The organism is Pseudomonas sp. SJZ131 (genome assembly GCF_007828705.1).
GTDB classification, from domain to species: Bacteria; Pseudomonadota; Gammaproteobacteria; order Pseudomonadales; family Pseudomonadaceae; genus Aquipseudomonas; species Aquipseudomonas prosekii.
The window spans coordinates 405,248-420,120 of sequence record NZ_VIVC01000005.1; the positions used below are offsets into that span (position 1 = coordinate 405,248).

The 14,873-nt window shown below is 59.8% G+C and carries 19 protein-coding genes; 8 read left to right on the forward strand and 11 right to left on the reverse strand.

Annotated features, from left to right (window positions below; all coding sequences use genetic code 11):
• Window positions 1-41: 41 nt before the first annotated feature.
• Genes FBY12_RS22805 through FBY12_RS22815 form a run of 3 tightly spaced genes read right to left on the reverse strand, consistent with a single transcriptional unit; the run spans window position 42 to window position 1,153 of the window.
• A complete protein-coding gene (locus FBY12_RS22805; protein WP_121733316.1) occupies window positions 42-665 on the reverse strand; it encodes an SOS response-associated peptidase in 624 nt (207 codons plus the stop codon).
• A 35-nt stretch (window positions 666-700) separates the two neighbouring features.
• Window positions 701-961: a putative signal transducing protein gene (locus FBY12_RS22810; protein WP_092278125.1), complete on the reverse strand. Its 261-nt coding sequence runs from the start codon at window positions 959-961 to the stop codon at window positions 701-703.
• A 9-nt stretch (window positions 962-970) separates the two neighbouring features.
• A complete protein-coding gene (locus tag FBY12_RS22815; protein ID WP_145256105.1) occupies window positions 971-1,153 on the reverse strand; it encodes a CPXCG motif-containing cysteine-rich protein in 183 nt (60 codons plus the stop codon).
• Window positions 1,154-1,295: 142 nt separating this feature from the next.
• On the opposite strand from FBY12_RS22815, the gene FBY12_RS22820 reads away from it, so the two are divergent.
• Window positions 1,296-2,459 carry a 1-acyl-sn-glycerol-3-phosphate acyltransferase gene (locus FBY12_RS22820; RefSeq protein WP_178111793.1) on the forward strand — a complete coding sequence of 388 codons (1,164 nt, stop codon included), beginning with the start codon at window positions 1,296-1,298 and terminating at the stop codon, window positions 2,457-2,459.
• Window positions 2,460-2,777: 318 nt separating this feature from the next.
• On the opposite strand, the gene FBY12_RS22825 is transcribed toward FBY12_RS22820, so the two are convergent.
• Window positions 2,778-3,062: a hypothetical protein gene (locus FBY12_RS22825; RefSeq protein ID WP_121733318.1), complete on the reverse strand. Its 285-nt coding sequence runs from the start codon at window positions 3,060-3,062 to the stop codon at window positions 2,778-2,780.
• 174 nt (window positions 3,063-3,236) lie between these two features.
• Here FBY12_RS22825 and FBY12_RS22830 point away from each other — a divergent pair, with 174 nt between their 5' ends.
• Window positions 3,237-3,443 (forward strand): hypothetical protein, encoded by a 207-nt coding sequence (locus tag FBY12_RS22830; protein ID WP_092278117.1) that lies wholly within the window; start codon window positions 3,237-3,239, stop codon window positions 3,441-3,443.
• Between the two features lie 194 nt (window positions 3,444-3,637).
• Here FBY12_RS22830 and FBY12_RS22835 read toward each other — a convergent pair whose 3' ends face one another.
• Entirely contained in the window at window positions 3,638-4,222 is a 585-nt protein-coding gene (locus FBY12_RS22835) for a YajG family lipoprotein (protein WP_092278115.1), read from the reverse strand.
• A 205-nt stretch (window positions 4,223-4,427) separates the two neighbouring features.
• On the opposite strand from FBY12_RS22835, the gene FBY12_RS22840 reads away from it, so the two are divergent.
• A complete protein-coding gene (locus FBY12_RS22840) occupies window positions 4,428-4,661 on the forward strand; it encodes a hypothetical protein (RefSeq protein WP_092278113.1) in 234 nt (77 codons plus the stop codon).
• Between the two features lie 736 nt (window positions 4,662-5,397).
• Window positions 5,398-6,906: a malate dehydrogenase (quinone) gene (gene mqo / locus FBY12_RS22845; RefSeq protein ID WP_121733319.1), complete on the forward strand. Its 1,509-nt coding sequence runs from the start codon at window positions 5,398-5,400 to the stop codon at window positions 6,904-6,906.
• Window positions 6,907-7,112: 206 nt separating this feature from the next.
• Here the strand turns inward: mqo and FBY12_RS22850 are convergent, their stop codons facing one another.
• The 4 genes from FBY12_RS22850 to FBY12_RS22865 form a co-directional block, all read right to left on the reverse strand.
• The gene (locus FBY12_RS22850; RefSeq protein WP_092278109.1) at window positions 7,113-7,400 is read right to left on the reverse strand and encodes a PA4642 family protein; all 288 of its coding nucleotides are present in this window, start codon (window positions 7,398-7,400) and stop codon (window positions 7,113-7,115) included.
• Between the two features lie 63 nt (window positions 7,401-7,463).
• Window positions 7,464-7,949, reverse strand: coding sequence for a hypothetical protein (locus tag FBY12_RS22855; protein WP_092278107.1), 486 nt, complete (start codon window positions 7,947-7,949; stop codon window positions 7,464-7,466).
• A gap of 182 nt (window positions 7,950-8,131) precedes the next feature.
• The gene (locus FBY12_RS22860; RefSeq protein ID WP_145256111.1) at window positions 8,132-8,605 is read right to left on the reverse strand and encodes a WbuC family cupin fold metalloprotein; all 474 of its coding nucleotides are present in this window, start codon (window positions 8,603-8,605) and stop codon (window positions 8,132-8,134) included.
• Between the two features lie 3 nt (window positions 8,606-8,608).
• Entirely contained in the window at window positions 8,609-9,166 is a 558-nt protein-coding gene (locus tag FBY12_RS22865) for a hypoxanthine-guanine phosphoribosyltransferase (protein ID WP_121733322.1), read from the reverse strand.
• Between the two features lie 165 nt (window positions 9,167-9,331).
• On the opposite strand from FBY12_RS22865, the gene upp reads away from it, so the two are divergent.
• Both upp and FBY12_RS22875 read left to right on the forward strand, forming a co-directional pair.
• Window positions 9,332-9,970, forward strand: coding sequence for a uracil phosphoribosyltransferase (gene upp, locus FBY12_RS22870; RefSeq protein WP_092278103.1), 639 nt, complete (start codon window positions 9,332-9,334; stop codon window positions 9,968-9,970).
• A 2-nt stretch (window positions 9,971-9,972) separates the two neighbouring features.
• A complete protein-coding gene (locus FBY12_RS22875) occupies window positions 9,973-11,247 on the forward strand; it encodes a uracil-xanthine permease family protein (RefSeq protein ID WP_121757255.1) in 1,275 nt (424 codons plus the stop codon).
• A 119-nt stretch (window positions 11,248-11,366) separates the two neighbouring features.
• Here FBY12_RS22875 and hemH read toward each other — a convergent pair whose 3' ends face one another.
• Together hemH and FBY12_RS22885 are read right to left on the reverse strand one after the other, a co-directional pair.
• Entirely contained in the window at window positions 11,367-12,392 is a 1,026-nt protein-coding gene (hemH, locus tag FBY12_RS22880) for a ferrochelatase (RefSeq protein ID WP_145256114.1), read from the reverse strand.
• Between the two features lie 13 nt (window positions 12,393-12,405).
• Window positions 12,406-13,308 (reverse strand): TIGR01777 family oxidoreductase, encoded by a 903-nt coding sequence (locus FBY12_RS22885; protein ID WP_121731841.1) that lies wholly within the window; start codon window positions 13,306-13,308, stop codon window positions 12,406-12,408.
• A 280-nt stretch (window positions 13,309-13,588) separates the two neighbouring features.
• Here FBY12_RS22885 and FBY12_RS22890 point away from each other — a divergent pair, with 280 nt between their 5' ends.
• Entirely contained in the window at window positions 13,589-14,575 is a 987-nt protein-coding gene (locus tag FBY12_RS22890; RefSeq protein ID WP_121731842.1) for an NAD(P)/FAD-dependent oxidoreductase, read from the forward strand.
• Window positions 14,572-14,787: a TIGR02450 family Trp-rich protein gene (locus FBY12_RS22895; protein WP_121731843.1), complete on the forward strand. Its 216-nt coding sequence runs from the start codon at window positions 14,572-14,574 to the stop codon at window positions 14,785-14,787. Before FBY12_RS22890 ends, FBY12_RS22895 begins: the two co-directional genes overlap by 4 nt.
• The last annotated feature ends 86 nt before the right edge of the window (window positions 14,788-14,873 follow it).

Below are 14,873 nucleotides of genomic sequence, written 5' to 3' on the forward strand. Positions count from 1 at the left end.
CTACGCCCCGCCGTTCGTTCCCACGCGGCAACGATCAATGGCTAACCGGGGGTCAGGCACTCCGGGCCGTTGAGTTTCGGATCATTCACCAGATTCGCCAGCACGCGTTCGCGCAACGGCGCCGGCTCACCCGCGAGCAAGCCTTGCAGCACGTGCAACGGGGTTTCAGGATCGAGCCACGCGGCTTGCCCCGCCTCGTCCAGAATCAACGGCCGGCGCTGACTGGCCGCCGCTTGAGTGATGACCGCCGTGCTCAGCCACACCTGCTCCTGCACCGGATAGGCTTCCCAGATCGCCGCAAAAAACAGCGCCGAGCCCTCCCCCGGCGTCAGCCAGTACGGGCGTTTGCGCTGGTTGCCGCGCCATTCGTAGAAGCCATTCGCCGGCAGCAGGCAACGGCGTTCGCGCAGGGCTTGGCGAAACATCGGTTGTTCGGCCACGGTTTCGGCGCGGGCATGCGCCGGGGTACGCGACAGGTCGGTCAGCCACGGCGGCGTCAAGCCCCAGCGCGCACGGGCCAATTCACGCTGGCCGTCGGCGCCAGCGCGCAGCATTAACACCGAATCGTTGGGGGAAATATTCCACTGGGCCTGCTGATCGGCGGGGAAGCCAGGCAGGGCCGCGAAGGCGGGGTTCCAGCGAAACAGGGCATAACGTCCACACATGGGGCAACACGACTCTCAATAAAACGAACGCCAGCCTAACAGACCAGCGTGCCGGGAAAACTTTCCGGTTCATCGCCGGGCATCGGCAGCGCGGCATTGTACGCGGCGATCAACTCGCGGGCGTAGTCGGCCTGGTCGTTATCCACCGACAAACCGAGCAAGCCGAACACCGGCAATTCCCCGGTGCCGCCCAGCAAATCGCGCCCCACCAGATGCGCTTCGACGCCCTCGCTGGCGAGCATGCCTTGCAGCAGCTCGCCTTCCATCAGGTTTTCCGGCTCGTAGATTCGCTGCATGGGCGCCCCTTATTCGTTTTCGCTGAACACTTCGAGGTGCCATTCCTCGCTATGGACCTGCAGCACAAAGGTTATCGGCCGGCAGCACACCTGACAGTCCTCGATATAGGTCTGATCACCTGCGGACAAATCCACCGTTGTCTCTACCGCTTCCCCACAATACGGACATTCATACTCAGCGCTTTCCAGCATCGCGGTCTCCCAGGTGACTTGTGCGTATAATCGCCGGTCTGTTTGCAGGGCTATTTTTGTCTGACTACTTTTTCAGACCGTGCCCCGTTGGTTTTCGATCAAAACCTTTACTTACCCTAGCCGTTTCCAACAAGAGAGCATGATGGGCGAATTCGATGCCATCCGACCTTACGACGACAGCGAAGTCCCAGCAGTGCTGGCGCGGCTGCTCGGCGACAAGGCGCTTCTAGATATCCTCATTCATTTCCGTTTCCCGCGTTATGCCGGTGCTTTCGGCTGGATGCTCAAACCTCTTATAGCTCATCGACTGCGCCGTGAGTTCGCTGGCGTCAATTCGGTGGCCTCTTTGCAAGACAAAGTCGAAGTCTACGTCGACCACACCATCGAGCGCGCCACCGACGGCGTGACGTACACCGGGGTCGAGCAATTCAAGTCCGGCAGCGCCTATCTGTTTATCGCCAACCACCGCGATATCGTCATGGACCCGGCCTTCGTCAACTATGCGGTGTACCACGCCGGCCTGCCGACGCCGCGTATTGCCATCGGCGACAACTTGCTGCAAAAGCCTTTTGTCAGCGACCTGATGCGTCTGAACAAGAGTTTTATCGTGCACCGCTCGATCACCGGGCGCCGCGAGAAAATGGCCGCGTACCAGTTGCTGTCGGCTTACATCAATCACTCGATCCGCAACGATTGCGCGTCGATCTGGATCGCCCAGGCCGAAGGTCGGGCCAAGGATGGCGACGACCGTACCGAGTCGGCGATCCTCAAGATGTTCCACATGAGCCGCAAGGACGAGCCATTCGGCGAAGTCATTCAGTCGCTGAACCTGACCCCGGTGTCGATCAGCTATGAATACGACCCGTGCGATCAGGCCAAGGCCCGCGAATTGTTCATCCTCGCCACCACCGGCACGTACAACAAGGCGCCGGGCGAAGATGACGTCAGCATTGCCAAGGGCATTACCGGCTACAAGGGCCGGGTCCACGTGAACTTTGCTGCGCCGATCACCGAGCTGTTCGACGACACCAAGCAATTGGCGATCGAAATGGACAAGCAGATTCTCGGCGGCTACCGGTTGTTCCCGGTGCATTACCTGGCCTACGCGCAATGGCAGGACGCCGACCCGCAGCTGCAAGTGCCGAAAGCCGCCGAGGTGTTCGCGGCGGACGAACTGGCCAAGGCTCAGGAAGAATGGCAACGCCGATTGCAGGCCTGTCCGGAAGAGCATCGCCCGTACCTGGTGCTGCAATATGCGACGCCGGTGAGAAATCAATATCGGGTGAAGGCTGGGTTGCCGTTGTAATCAGTGGTCAAGCGCTACACCTGTGGGAAGGGGCTTCTGTGGCAGAGGTGCTTTCGTGGCAGGTGACTTTCTGTGGCGAGCGAGCTTGCTCGCGCTGGGTTGCGCAGCGACCCCAGAATCTTGCGACTGCTGCGCAGCCGAACGCGAGCAAGCTCGCTCGCCACAGGAAAGTTCCACCCTCCACAGGAAAGCCCCACTCTCCACAGGAAAGTTCCACCCTCCACAGGAAAGCCCCACTCTCCACAGGCAAGCCCGCCTTGCCATGGGCAAGACTTTCACCACAAATGAATGGGCGTTGCTGAATTTGTTATCAGCGATTCAGAACTGTGTGCTGATCCACGAGATGATCAGCGCCACGCCCAGGCAGGCGAAGCCGAATCGGTAGAAAAACCGGTTCATGCGTTGGGTCGCGCCATCGTGCATCAGTGTCGCGTCATCGACGCGGCGGTTTTGCGCGGCGGCTTCAAGCACTGCCTGGGCGCGCTGTTCGCGGCGGCGCGTGGCGTGCAGCAGCCAACTGCCGGGGAACGCCAGCAGCAAGGCCAGCAGGTTGATCAACTTGGCGGGATGGTTGGTGAACAACGAAATCAAATGCAACGACATCACGGACCTCGGCAAAACTTGAGATGACAGGCGCCGGACCGACGACCGCGTCGCGGATTCTACCGAAAGCCTGCGACAAATAACGAACCACTTGGCCGATTGCTGATCGGTGTCACGTCATCGTCATCTGTATGCGCCAGTCTGTCGCCCCTCGAAACCGACACTGAGCCCGCCATGCTGCACGCCGAAAACCAGGACCGCCTCTACCTCATCGCCCAAAGCGAAGAACAGCAAAACCTCGTCGGCAGCCTCGCCTTCAATGTGCAGGATCGCCACTGGCTGGTGTATTGCGCGCTGGGCGGACACCAACATGCGGACTTGCCCGAGATGGATTTGCTGACCGGGGTGAGCGTGCTGGATTTCTACTCCCAAGCCGCCTGAGCCCTTTTTCGGATTGTAGGAGCGAGGCTTGCCCGCGAAGACGGCAGAACATTCAACATTGATGTTGGCTGACACACCGCTTTCGCGGGCAAGCCTCGCTCCTACAAGGGATCGGAGGTATTCGCGAAACCAGCGGGCATGAAAAAGCCCGGGACCATCACTGGCACCGGGCTTTTTTCACATCGGCGGAAAAGTTATTCGCCGAGGATCTGGCTGACCGTCGGGTCTTTGAACAAGCGCGTCAGTGCGTCGCTCAACACGTCGCTGACCAGCTTGGTGTTGGTTTCCTGGTTCGGCGCCATGCCGAAACGCTGGTCCAGGGAAGCGCCGTAACGACCGCTGTAGCGGCGGTTGGCGTTTTGCACGTCGGAGCGGAAGGTGGCGCCGATAGTCGCTTCGGTCACGTACATGCCTTCTTTAGGCGACTGGTATTTCAGCTCGGCCAGGGTCACGGTCAACTGCGGCGCATTCATGCCGTTGGACACCGGTGTGAAACCGAGCAAACGCACGGCCGCTTCAGCCTGAGCCTGCAATTTCGGCAGGATCTGCGCGCCCTGCACGGTGATTGCGCTGGTCTCCGGGTACAGACCGCCACGGGTGCCGAGGGTTGGCGATGGACGACCGTCGACCACCCGCACCACCACTTGCTGGCCGTGGCCAACCGGTGCCAGCTGAGTGGTCAGCTTCGGTTCCGGGTTCAGTTGTTGCGGGCTGTGGGCGCAGCCAACCAGGGTCAAACTGGTCACAGTGATCAAACCGAACAACAGGCGTTGCAACATGCTCTTCTCTCCAGAATCAGGCACAAACAGGCCCGCAGTATAGCGGTGGGCCACTGCAGCGAACTAGGGGACTTCAACGAATAACCCAAACTCTGACAAGCCCCGCGCAAAGCGGTTCCTGTCACACATCTGTCACCGCCCATACACCTTGACGTCATCGCGCACTGGCAACCTTCACAGCAGTCACCCCACAAGGTACTTCGCCATGCGTTATCTGATCTCGCTGTTCGCGCCACGCCCGCTGCACCGCAGCTTTGCCCTGCTCGATCGCAACGGTCATTGCCAGGCATTCAAACAATGCAGCCTGCAGCCGATGGGCGATGGCTGGGTCGAAATCGAAGAAATCCGCCTCAACTGGTTGCACCATCCCCTGCCCCCAAGCGCCCGTGTGCGCCAGCGTCAGCCCCGTTCACGAGTGCACGCGCTGTTGTCCATCTGACCGGACGCCTAATAAAAGTCATTAATCGCGACCATTTCCCTGCGTTTCTTAGATACAATCTCCCCCCGATTATAAGGACGTCTCCTGATCGGGCCTCGCAGCATCGTCAATGCCCAGGCATTGGCACCCCGAATCGCCCACAGAGAGCCGCCCACACAGATCGAGTGAAGCTGGCGTGCTTGCTGTTCCCTGAGCAAAACCCCCACTTTTCGCGCATCTGCAGAGCTGTCATACGCTCGGTCACTGAGCTGTTTGCCCGTTTTGCCTGTCATGTACTACATGGCGGCAATCCATCCGGGCACGGTGCCAGGCTGGGACAGCCCTTTTTGAGGTTCACGTCTTCAAAAGAGCGTGAAAAAAACGGGTTTTCACAACTTCACAAGAGTGTGGCGAGCAAATGAATAGTTTTGCGTCTGAACATGCACCATTAGCGTCTGAAACAGCCCAACGACACAGGACCGGGTACGCCTCGAATACCGGAGCCTGAAGCCTGTCCGCTACGGATTTGGTTGCACAAACGGATGTCTCGACCATAAGTCGAATTGCCAGTCGCGCGTTGAAGTGAGTTCATGGACCTCATTGACCCGGCCGGTAGCGTCCGTCGAAGTTGCGAAAAATTGCGAAGATTCGGACATGGCGATTCTGGCCATGAGTACCTGGGGCACACATGACACGCCCCGGCACGCCTGGCAGCTATGCCGACAATTTGGTGCTGCAGATTTTGGAGACGCGTTAAATGGCGCATAACGAAGCAGTCGACGTAGTACTCGTTGGGGCCGGCATCATGAGTGCCACCCTCGCTGTACTGCTCAAAGAGCTCGACCCCGCGATCAAGCTGGAAGTCGTCGAGCTGATGGATTCCGGTGCTGCGGAGAGTTCCAACCCGTGGAACAATGCCGGTACCGGTCACGCCGGGCTGTGTGAGTTGAACTACACGCCGCAGGCCGCCGACGGCTCCGTCGACATCAAGAAAGCCGTGCACATCAATACGCAGTTCGAGGTGTCGAAACAGTTTTGGTCGTACCTGACCAAAAAAGGCACGTTCGGCTCGTGCAAATCGTTCATCAGCCCGGTGCCGCACCTCAGCTTCGTGCAGGGCGACAGCGGCGTGTCTTTCCTCAAGTCGCGCTTCGAGGTGCTGAGCAAGCACCACGCTTTCGCTGACATGGAATACACCGAAGACAAAGCCAAAATGGCCGAGTGGATGCCGCTGATGATGCCGGGCCGTCCGGCCGACGAAGTTCTCGCCGCGACCCGCGTGATGAATGGCACCGACGTCAATTTCGGCGCGCTGACCAATCAACTGCTCAAGCACCTGACCAGCGCACCCGATGCGCAGGTCAAGTACTGCAAGCGCGTCACTGGCCTGAAGCGTAACGCCAACGGCTGGACCGTCAGCATCAAGGACGTCAACAGCGGCAACAGCCGTGAAGTCGACGCCAAGTTTGTTTTCCTCGGCGCGGGCGGCGCGGCATTGCCGCTGTTGCAGGCGTCGGGCATCGAAGAAAGCAAAGGCTTCGGCGGCTTCCCGATCAGCGGCCAGTGGCTGCGTTGCGATAACCCGGAAGTGGTCAAGCATCACCAGGCCAAGGTGTACAGCCAGGCAGCGGTCGGTTCGCCGCCGATGTCGGTGCCGCACCTGGACACCCGCGTAGTCGATGGCAAGAAGTCGTTGCTGTTCGGGCCATACGCCGGTTTCACCACCAAGTTCCTCAAGCACGGCTCCTTCATGGACCTGCCGCTGTCGGTGCGCGCCGGCAACATCGGCCCGATGCTGGCCGTGGCGAAAAACAACATGGACCTGACCAAGTACCTGGTCAGCGAAGTGATGCAGTCGATGGAGCAACGCCTGGAATCGCTGCGTCGTTTCTACCCGCAAGCGAAGGCTGAAGACTGGCGCCTGGAAGTGGCCGGCCAACGGGTGCAGATCATCAAGAAAGACCCGAAAAAGGGTGGTGTTCTGCAGTTTGGTACCGAACTGGTGGCGGCCAAGGATGGTTCTCTGGCGGCACTGCTCGGCGCTTCGCCAGGCGCTTCGGTGACGGTTTCGATCATGCTTGAGCTGATCGAGAAGTGCTTCCCGAACAAGGCTTCCGGCGAATGGGCGGCTAAACTGGCGGAAATCTTCCCGGCCCGGGAAAAACTTCTGGAAACCGACGCAGCGCTGTATCGCAAGATCAACGCACACAACAACGTCGCGCTGGAACTGGTTGAAGCCAGTAACGAGACCGAAAGCTACGCTTGATTCGGCTCCACAAAAAAACGCCCCGCTCTGATTGAGAGCGGGGCGTTTTTTTATGGGCGGTGGATTGGCTTATCGAGGATTTGCGGAGCTGGTGAGGGCCTCATCGCGAGCAGGCTCACTCCTACAATAGACGGGTGTGCACCAATCAAATGTAGGAGTGAGCCTGCTCGCGATGGGTCCAGCAGCAACACCGCCAAATCAGCAAATCAGCCGCGCGCCTTGGCGATCAGCTCGATGTATTCGGCCGCATTGCGCTGGTCCTTGATCACCGCCACAAAGTCATTGCCGTGCTCATCCTTGCCGTCCAGATCAAAACCGGCCTCGACGAAAAACGTCAGGAAGCGCTCGAAATCGTCGATGCGCAGACCGCGGTAGGCTTTGATCAGTTTGTGCAGCGACGGTGAAGTGGCATCGACCGGTTCAAAATCGAGGAACAGTTTGATCTGCTCATCGCCGATCTCGTCACCAATCACTTGCTTCTTATCTTTACGCATTGCCGACTCCAGCTCGCAGACATTTCACGGGGCGGGCAGTTTACCCCTCACTGGCCGCCGGGCTCAACGCGGACGCACACTGCCGGTGTGCAGATCGGCCCAGACATGGCCATTGGCGTAGCTGAGGAACTGGCAATACACGGTGTCGTTGCGCAGCAGGTCAATGACCACGCGGTATTGCGCCAGCGGGTAATACATCGTCAGCGTTTTGCTTTTTTCGTCGTAGATCGGCTTTTTCAGGCTTTTGCTTTCGCCATCAAAATTGACCAACACCTGGTTGATGGTCGCGCCTTTGTTCAGGGATTTGCCCTTGAGGCGGATCAGCAATGGCGACGTCACCGGGATCGGCTGTTGCGAGGATTGACGCTGGCTGCCGACCACCACCGAATAGTCGGTGACTTGCAACAGTTGTTGCTGCTCAGGCTCGGCGTCACGCAGGGTCAAGTCGTCCGGCGGCAGAAACTGCGCGTGCATCGGCGCCGGCGCGGCGGCCAGCGGCAGGCTTGCGGACAGTAACAGGACGGCGCAGCAGCGGGTCAAAAGGCTCATGACAGGCTCCGGGGGACGGGGCCGAGCACTCTAACATGGCAAAGGAATGGGCAAACCCCGATCCCTGTAGGAGCGAGGCTTGCCCGCGAAGAGGCCGGCACATCCAACATCTTTGTCGGCTGACACAGCGCTTTCGCGGGCAAGCCTCGCTCCCACCGAGGATTAATGACAGGGATTACCGATCAATCAAACTGCGCGAGCATCCACGCCTGGTACTCGGCGACACCCGGCTCGCCTTCACGCGGCGCCCAGTGGGCAAGCTCACCCTCGCCGACCGGGCGATAAGGGCCGGCCTTACACTCGAACATCAAACTGTCCGCTTCCAGCACCACCAGACCGTGGAACACCCCGGTCGGCAGATCGACGCCGACACAGTCGCCGCCCGCCTGCAGAACCTGCTTGCGCACCACCGCGCCCGACTCGTCAAAAATCAACAAACCGAGGCGCCCCTTGAGCACCAACAGGGTTTCAGCCTTGTTGTCGCCCAAGTGTCGATGCGGCGGAATATAGGTGCTCGGTTGCAGGCCCACCGCCATGCGGTGGCAGGCGTCTTCCATCTGATGGAAGTTGTGATGCTGGCGCCCGCGAGGATTCGCCGCAGCCTTCTCGGCCAATTCCGCGAACAGGGTTTGATCAAGAAAGCTCGGCGTGGTCATTTTTTACATTCCTTTAACGGCAAAAATGCCATTGGCGTTACGCCAGTAACCTTTGTAATCCATGCCGTAGCCGAAGATGTAGCGGTCGATGCACGGCAGGCCGACGAAATCCGCTTTGAGGTCCGGACGCGCCTTGCGGTCGTGGTCCTTGTCGATCAGCACGGCAGTGTGCACAGCGCGGGCGCCGGCGTGTTTGCAGTAATCAATGATGGCGCCGAGGGTGTGACCTTCGTCGAGGATGTCGTCGATGATCAGCACGTCGCGATCGAGGAACGACACTTCAGGCTTGGCTTTCCAGAACAGGTCGCCGCCGCTGGTTTCGTTGCGATAGCGGGTAGCGTGCAGGTACGACGCTTCCAGCGGGAATTGCAGATGGGTGAGCAACTTGCCGGCAAAAATCAGCCCGCCGTTCATCACACAGAAAACCACCGGGTTGGTGTCAGCCAGTTGTTCGTTGATGTGTGCACCGACGCGGGCGATGGCCGCCTCGACTTCAGCTTCGGTGTACAGGCAGTCAGCCTCTCGCATGATTTGACGGATATGCTCGAGATCAGCGGACATGGCGCTCTCCAAGGGGTGGCTTATGCAGGAAAAGCGGGCAAAGGTACGCATCCAGCGAGGCCGAATCAAGCGTTTGTGGACTAACGTACTGTATGTCTATAGGACAACACCCTCGGATAGATTAATCTAGGCCGGTTTTTTTGCCCGCCGCCGGAGCCTTTCCCCATGCCCATCCAAGAGATCCGCCATCCGCTGATCCGTCATAAACTTGGCCTTATGCGCCGCGCAGACATTAGCACGAAGAATTTCCGTGAGCTCGCTCAGGAAGTCGGTGCGCTGCTGACCTATGAAGCTACCAAAGATTTGCCGCTCGAAACCTACGATATTGAAGGTTGGTGCGGCACCGTGTCGGTGGAGAAAATCGCCGGCAAGAAGATTACCGTGGTGCCGATCCTGCGTGCCGGTATCGGCATGCTCGAAGGCGTGCTGAGCCTGATCCCGGGCGCCAAAGTCAGCGCCGTGGGCGTGGCCCGCAATGAAGAAACACTGCAGGCGCACACCTATCTGGAAAAACTGGTGCCGGAAATCAACGAACGCCTGGCCATGATCATCGACCCGATGCTCGCCACCGGCAGTTCCATGGTCGCCACTATCGACCTGCTGAAAAAAGCCGGTTGCCGTGACATCCGCGCGATGGTCCTGGTCGCTGCCCCCGAAGGCATCGCCGCCGTCGAAAAAGCGCATCCGGACGTGATCATCTACACCGCCTCCATTGATGAAAAACTCAACGAGCACGGCTACATCATCCCGGGCCTGGGCGATGCCGGCGACAAGATCTTCGGCACCAAGCAGAAGGACGCTTGAGCATGCAGGAAGAGTTCAACGATCCGCTCTGGCGCACGGTGCTGTCCGGCGCCCAGATGCTGTTCGTGGCGTTCGGCGCCCTGGTGCTGATGCCGCTGATTACCGGCCTCGACCCCAACGTGGCGCTGTTCACCGCAGGTCTGGGGACGATCCTGTTCCAGATCGTCACCGGGCGTCAGGTGCCGGTGTTCCTGGCGTCGAGCTTTGCCTTCATCACCCCGATCATTCTCGCCAAGGGCCAGTTCGGCCTCGCAGCGACCATGGGCGGGGTAATGGCGGCCGGTTTCGTCTACACCTTCCTCGGCCTCGCGGTGAAGATCAAAGGCACCGGTTTCATTGATCGACTGCTGCCACCGGTGGTGATTGGTCCGGTGATCATCTCCATCGGCCTGGCCATGGCGCCGATTGCCGCCAACATGGCGATGGGCAAGGCTGGCGACGGCTCGGAGCTGATTCACTATCAGACCGCGATGCTGATCTCGATGCCGGCGCTGCTGACCACGCTGATTGTCGCGGTGTTCGGCAAAGGGATTTTTCGCTTGGTGCCGATCATCTCCGGCGTGCTGGTCGGTTTTGCCATGGCGTTCTATTTCGGCGTGGTCGATACGGCGAAGATTGCCGCCGCGCCGTGGTTTGCGATTCCGCACTTCACCGCGCCGGAGTTCAACTGGCAGGCGATTCTGTTTATCGTCCCGGTGGCGCTGGCCCCGGCCATCGAGCACATCGGCGGGGTGATTGCCGTGGGTAGCGTGACCGGTCGCGATTACCTGAAGAAACCCGGTCTGCACCGCACGTTGCTGGGCGATGGCATTGCGACGACGGCTGCCGGCCTGTTCGGCGGTCCGCCTAACACCACGTATGCCGAAGTGACTGGCGCGGTGATGTTGACCAAGAACTACAACCCGAAAATCATGACCTGGGCAGCGATTTTCGCCATCAGCCTGGCGTTCGTCGGCAAGTTCGGCGCGCTGCTGCAGAGCATTCCGGTGCCGGTGATGGGCGGGATTCTGTGTCTGTTGTTCGGTTCGATTGCGGCGGTGGGCATGAACACGCTGATCCGCCACAAGATCGATCTGGGCGAGGCGCGCAATCTGGTGATTGTCTCGGTGACCCTGGTGTTCGGGATTGGCGGTGTGCTGGTCGGCACCGGCACCGGCCCGGACGACTTCGGCCTCAAAGGCATCGCGCTGTGCGCGGTGGTGGCGATTGCGCTGAACCTGTTGCTGCCGGGCAATGACAGCTGGAAGCACAAGAAAGCGGATGAGCCTTTGCTGTAAACAGGCTGAATCTTCATCGCCTGAAAGAATGCCTTCGCGGGCAAGCCTCGCTCCTACAGGATTTCGTCGTGTTCATGATCGACACAACCCTGTAGGAGCGAGGCTTGCCCGCGAAGCTTTTAGAGTGCCAACGGCGCTCGCTCGCACAATACGCTCAACGCCTTGGCCCATTGCGGGTCGTCGTTGAGGCACGGCACCAGCACCAACTCTTCGCCGCCGGCTTCGCGGAACTGTTCCAGACCGCGATCACCAATTTCTTCCAGGGTCTCGATGCAATCGGCAACAAACGCCGGGCACATCACCAGGATCTTCTTCACGCCGCTTTTGCCCAACTCATCAAGCCGCGCTTCGGTGTACGGTTCGATCCATTTCGCTCGGCCCAGACGCGACTGAAACGACACCGACCACTTGCCGTCCGGCAACCCCATGCGCTCGGCAAATTGCTCGGCGGTGCGCAGGCATTGCGCGCGGTAACACGTCGCCATTACTGCCGGGGAAGCGTTTTTGCAGCAGTCCTGATTCTTGAAACAGTGCTGGCCCGTCGGGTCGAGTTTGGTCAGATGCCGTTCCGGCAAACCGTGAAAACTCAGCAGCAAATGATCGTAGCTTTGCTCCAGATAAGGCTTGGCGCTGGCGACCAGCGCATCGAGGTATTCCGGCTGATCGTAGAACGGCTGGAGAATCGACAACTGAACATCAAGTTTGTGCGCGCGGATCACCCGTTTGGCTTCTTCGATCACCGTGGTCACGGTGCTGTCGGCAAACTGCGGATACAGCGGCGCGAGGGTGATTCTGCGGTGGCCCTGCTTGACCAGTTGCAGCAATTTCGTCTCGATCGACGGCTCGCCATAACGCATCGCCAATTCCACCGGGCCCTGGGTCCACTGCGTGGTCATCGCTTGTTGCAGGCGACGGCTGAGCACCACCAGCGGCGAGCCCTCCTCCCACCAGATCGAAGCGTAGGCGTGGGCCGACTGCTCCGGGCGTTTGAACAGGATCAGCGACACCAGCAAGCGCCGCACCGGCCACGGCAGGTCGATCACATACGGGTCCATCAAAAACTGGTTGAGGTAACTGCGCACATCCGCCACCGAGGTGGAAGCAGGTGAGCCCAGATTGACCAGAAGCAACGCGTGATCGGTCATGCAACGTCCTATTTCAGAGGCGGCTGGACACGTCGTCCAGAGCCGCGCGCAAATCAGTGAACTGGAAGGTGTAACCCGCTTCCAGCAAGCGCGCCGGAACAGCCTTCTGGCCGCCCAGCAAGAGCAATGACATTTCGCCCAGCGCGACCTTCAACACCAGCGTCGGCAGCGGCATGAACGCCGGGCGGTGGAGCACGCTGCCCAGCGTCTTGGCAAACTCGCGATTGCGCACCGGTTGCGGCGCGCAGGCATTATATGGACCGCTGGCGTCGATGCGCTGCAGAAGAAAATCAATCGCGCCGATTTGGTCCTTGATATGAATCCACGGCATCCACTGCCGACCGTTGCCAATCGGCCCGCCCAGACCCAGTTTGAACGGCAGCAACAGCCGCGACAAAAAGCCGCCCTCCGCCGACACCACCAACCCGGTGCGCACCAGCACCACGCGAATACCCATGGCTTCGGCGCGCTGCGCGGTTTCCTCCCAGGCGATGCACAACTGGCTGGCGAAATCATCGATGACCGGCGGCGAATCCTCGCTCAACTCGCGCTCGCCGCCATCGCCGTACCAGCCCACCGCCGAGCCGGAAATCAACACTTCGGGTTTCTGCTCGCGGCTTTCCAGCCACGCCAGCAGGGTTTCGGTCAAGGTGATGCGACTGCTCCAGAGCAACGCCTTGCGTTTGTGGGTCCACAGACGATCACCAATCGGCGCACCGGCCAGGTTGATGATCGCGTCCAGCGGTTCTTGTCCGAGGTCTTCAAGGCGGGCAATGCCGCGCACCTGGGGACCACAAATCCCGGCGACTTTCTCCGGCGAACGACTCCAGACCGTCAGGTGATGCCCTTGGCTCGACCAGTGTCGGCAGAGCTGACGTCCTATCAAACCAGTACCGCCGGTCAGCAATATGCGCATGACTTCTTCCTCGCGTGGCGTTTTACCCGGATCACTAGTCTATTTTTATAAGCAGGGATCTTTGGTATCGGGCAGGCTCTTGGTTTAGCACGCTAATGTTTTCAACAACGCTTTGTGTTCACAACGCTTTGTGTTCAACAACACTGCATGTTTAACAACGCTATGTGCTTAACAATAGGCCAAGCTGTCAGAACGAGAACGCTGAAAGTTATACCAAAAAACAATATTGTACAGCTTTAAACCACGGCGTAGTCTGTACAGAAAGGTAAACGAGGCCCCTATGACTGTACCTATCGCAATCATCGGCACCGGCATCGCCGGACTCTCCGCCGCCCAGGCCCTGACGCAGGCCGGGCATGTCGTTCAACTATTCGATAAAAGCCGCGGCAGCGGCGGACGCATGTCGAGCAAACGCAGCGATGCCGGCGCTCTGGACATGGGTGCGCAGTATTTCACCGCTCGCGACCGCCGCTTCGTCACCGAAGTGCAGCGCTGGCAAGCCAATGGCTGGGTGGCCGAATGGACGCCGCAGCTTTATACCTATCAGGGCGGCCAACTCAATCTGTCGCCGGACGAGCAGACACGCTGGGTCGGCACGCCACGCATGAGCGCCATCACCCGCGCCCTGCTCGGCGACCTCGAAGTGCAGTTCGCTTGCCGCATCACCGAAGTTTTTCGCGGTGAAGAACACTGGCATTTGCAGGACGCCGAAGGCTTCACCCACGGTCCGTTCAGCCACGTGGTGATCGCAACGCCGGCGCCGCAAGCCACCGCGCTGTTGGCCGCCGCGCCGAAACTCGCCGGCGCCGCTGCCGGGGTGAAAATGGAGCCGACCTGGGCGATTGCGCTGGCCTTCGACACGCCGCTGGATACGCCCATGGAAGGCTGCTTCGTGCAAGACAGCCCGCTCGACTGGCTGGCGCGCAACCGCAGCAAACCGGGACGTGACAACACCCTGGACACTTGGGTGTTGCACGCGACCAGCGCCTGGAGCCGGCAACACATCGACCTGCCCAAAGAAGCCGTGATCGAGCAATTGCACGGCGCATTCGCCGAACTGCTGCACAGCGCCATGCCTGCGCCAACGTTCAGCCTCGCCCACCGCTGGCTCTATGCGCGCCCCGCCAGCAGCCACGAATGGGGCGTGTTGGCGGATGCCGATCTGGGCTTGTACGTATGCGGCGACTGGTGCTTGTCCGGTCGCGTCGAAGGTGCGTGGCTCAGCGGCCAGGAAGCCGCCCGCCGTTTGCATGCGCACCTGCAATGAACCGCATCAATCCGGGTAAATTGCTGCTGTCGAAGTGGACAGCAGCCCTGCCAAAAAACCGCGAGAAGCATTTTCTGGTGACCGAGGTTTTCCGCGACGAGGAAGGCACGGTGCTGCAGGTTGAACTGCAAGCGGTGCTGACCCAGCGCAGCGAGCGGCTGGACTGGCATTTGCTGAAAAACAGCGACAGTTGGTTGCTGGGCTGGAAATAGATTTTTCTGCCGCAGCCGCTCCACGACTCTTGGGCCCTTCGCTAAAACCTATACAAACAATTTGACTTGTACAGCTTTGAATCTAT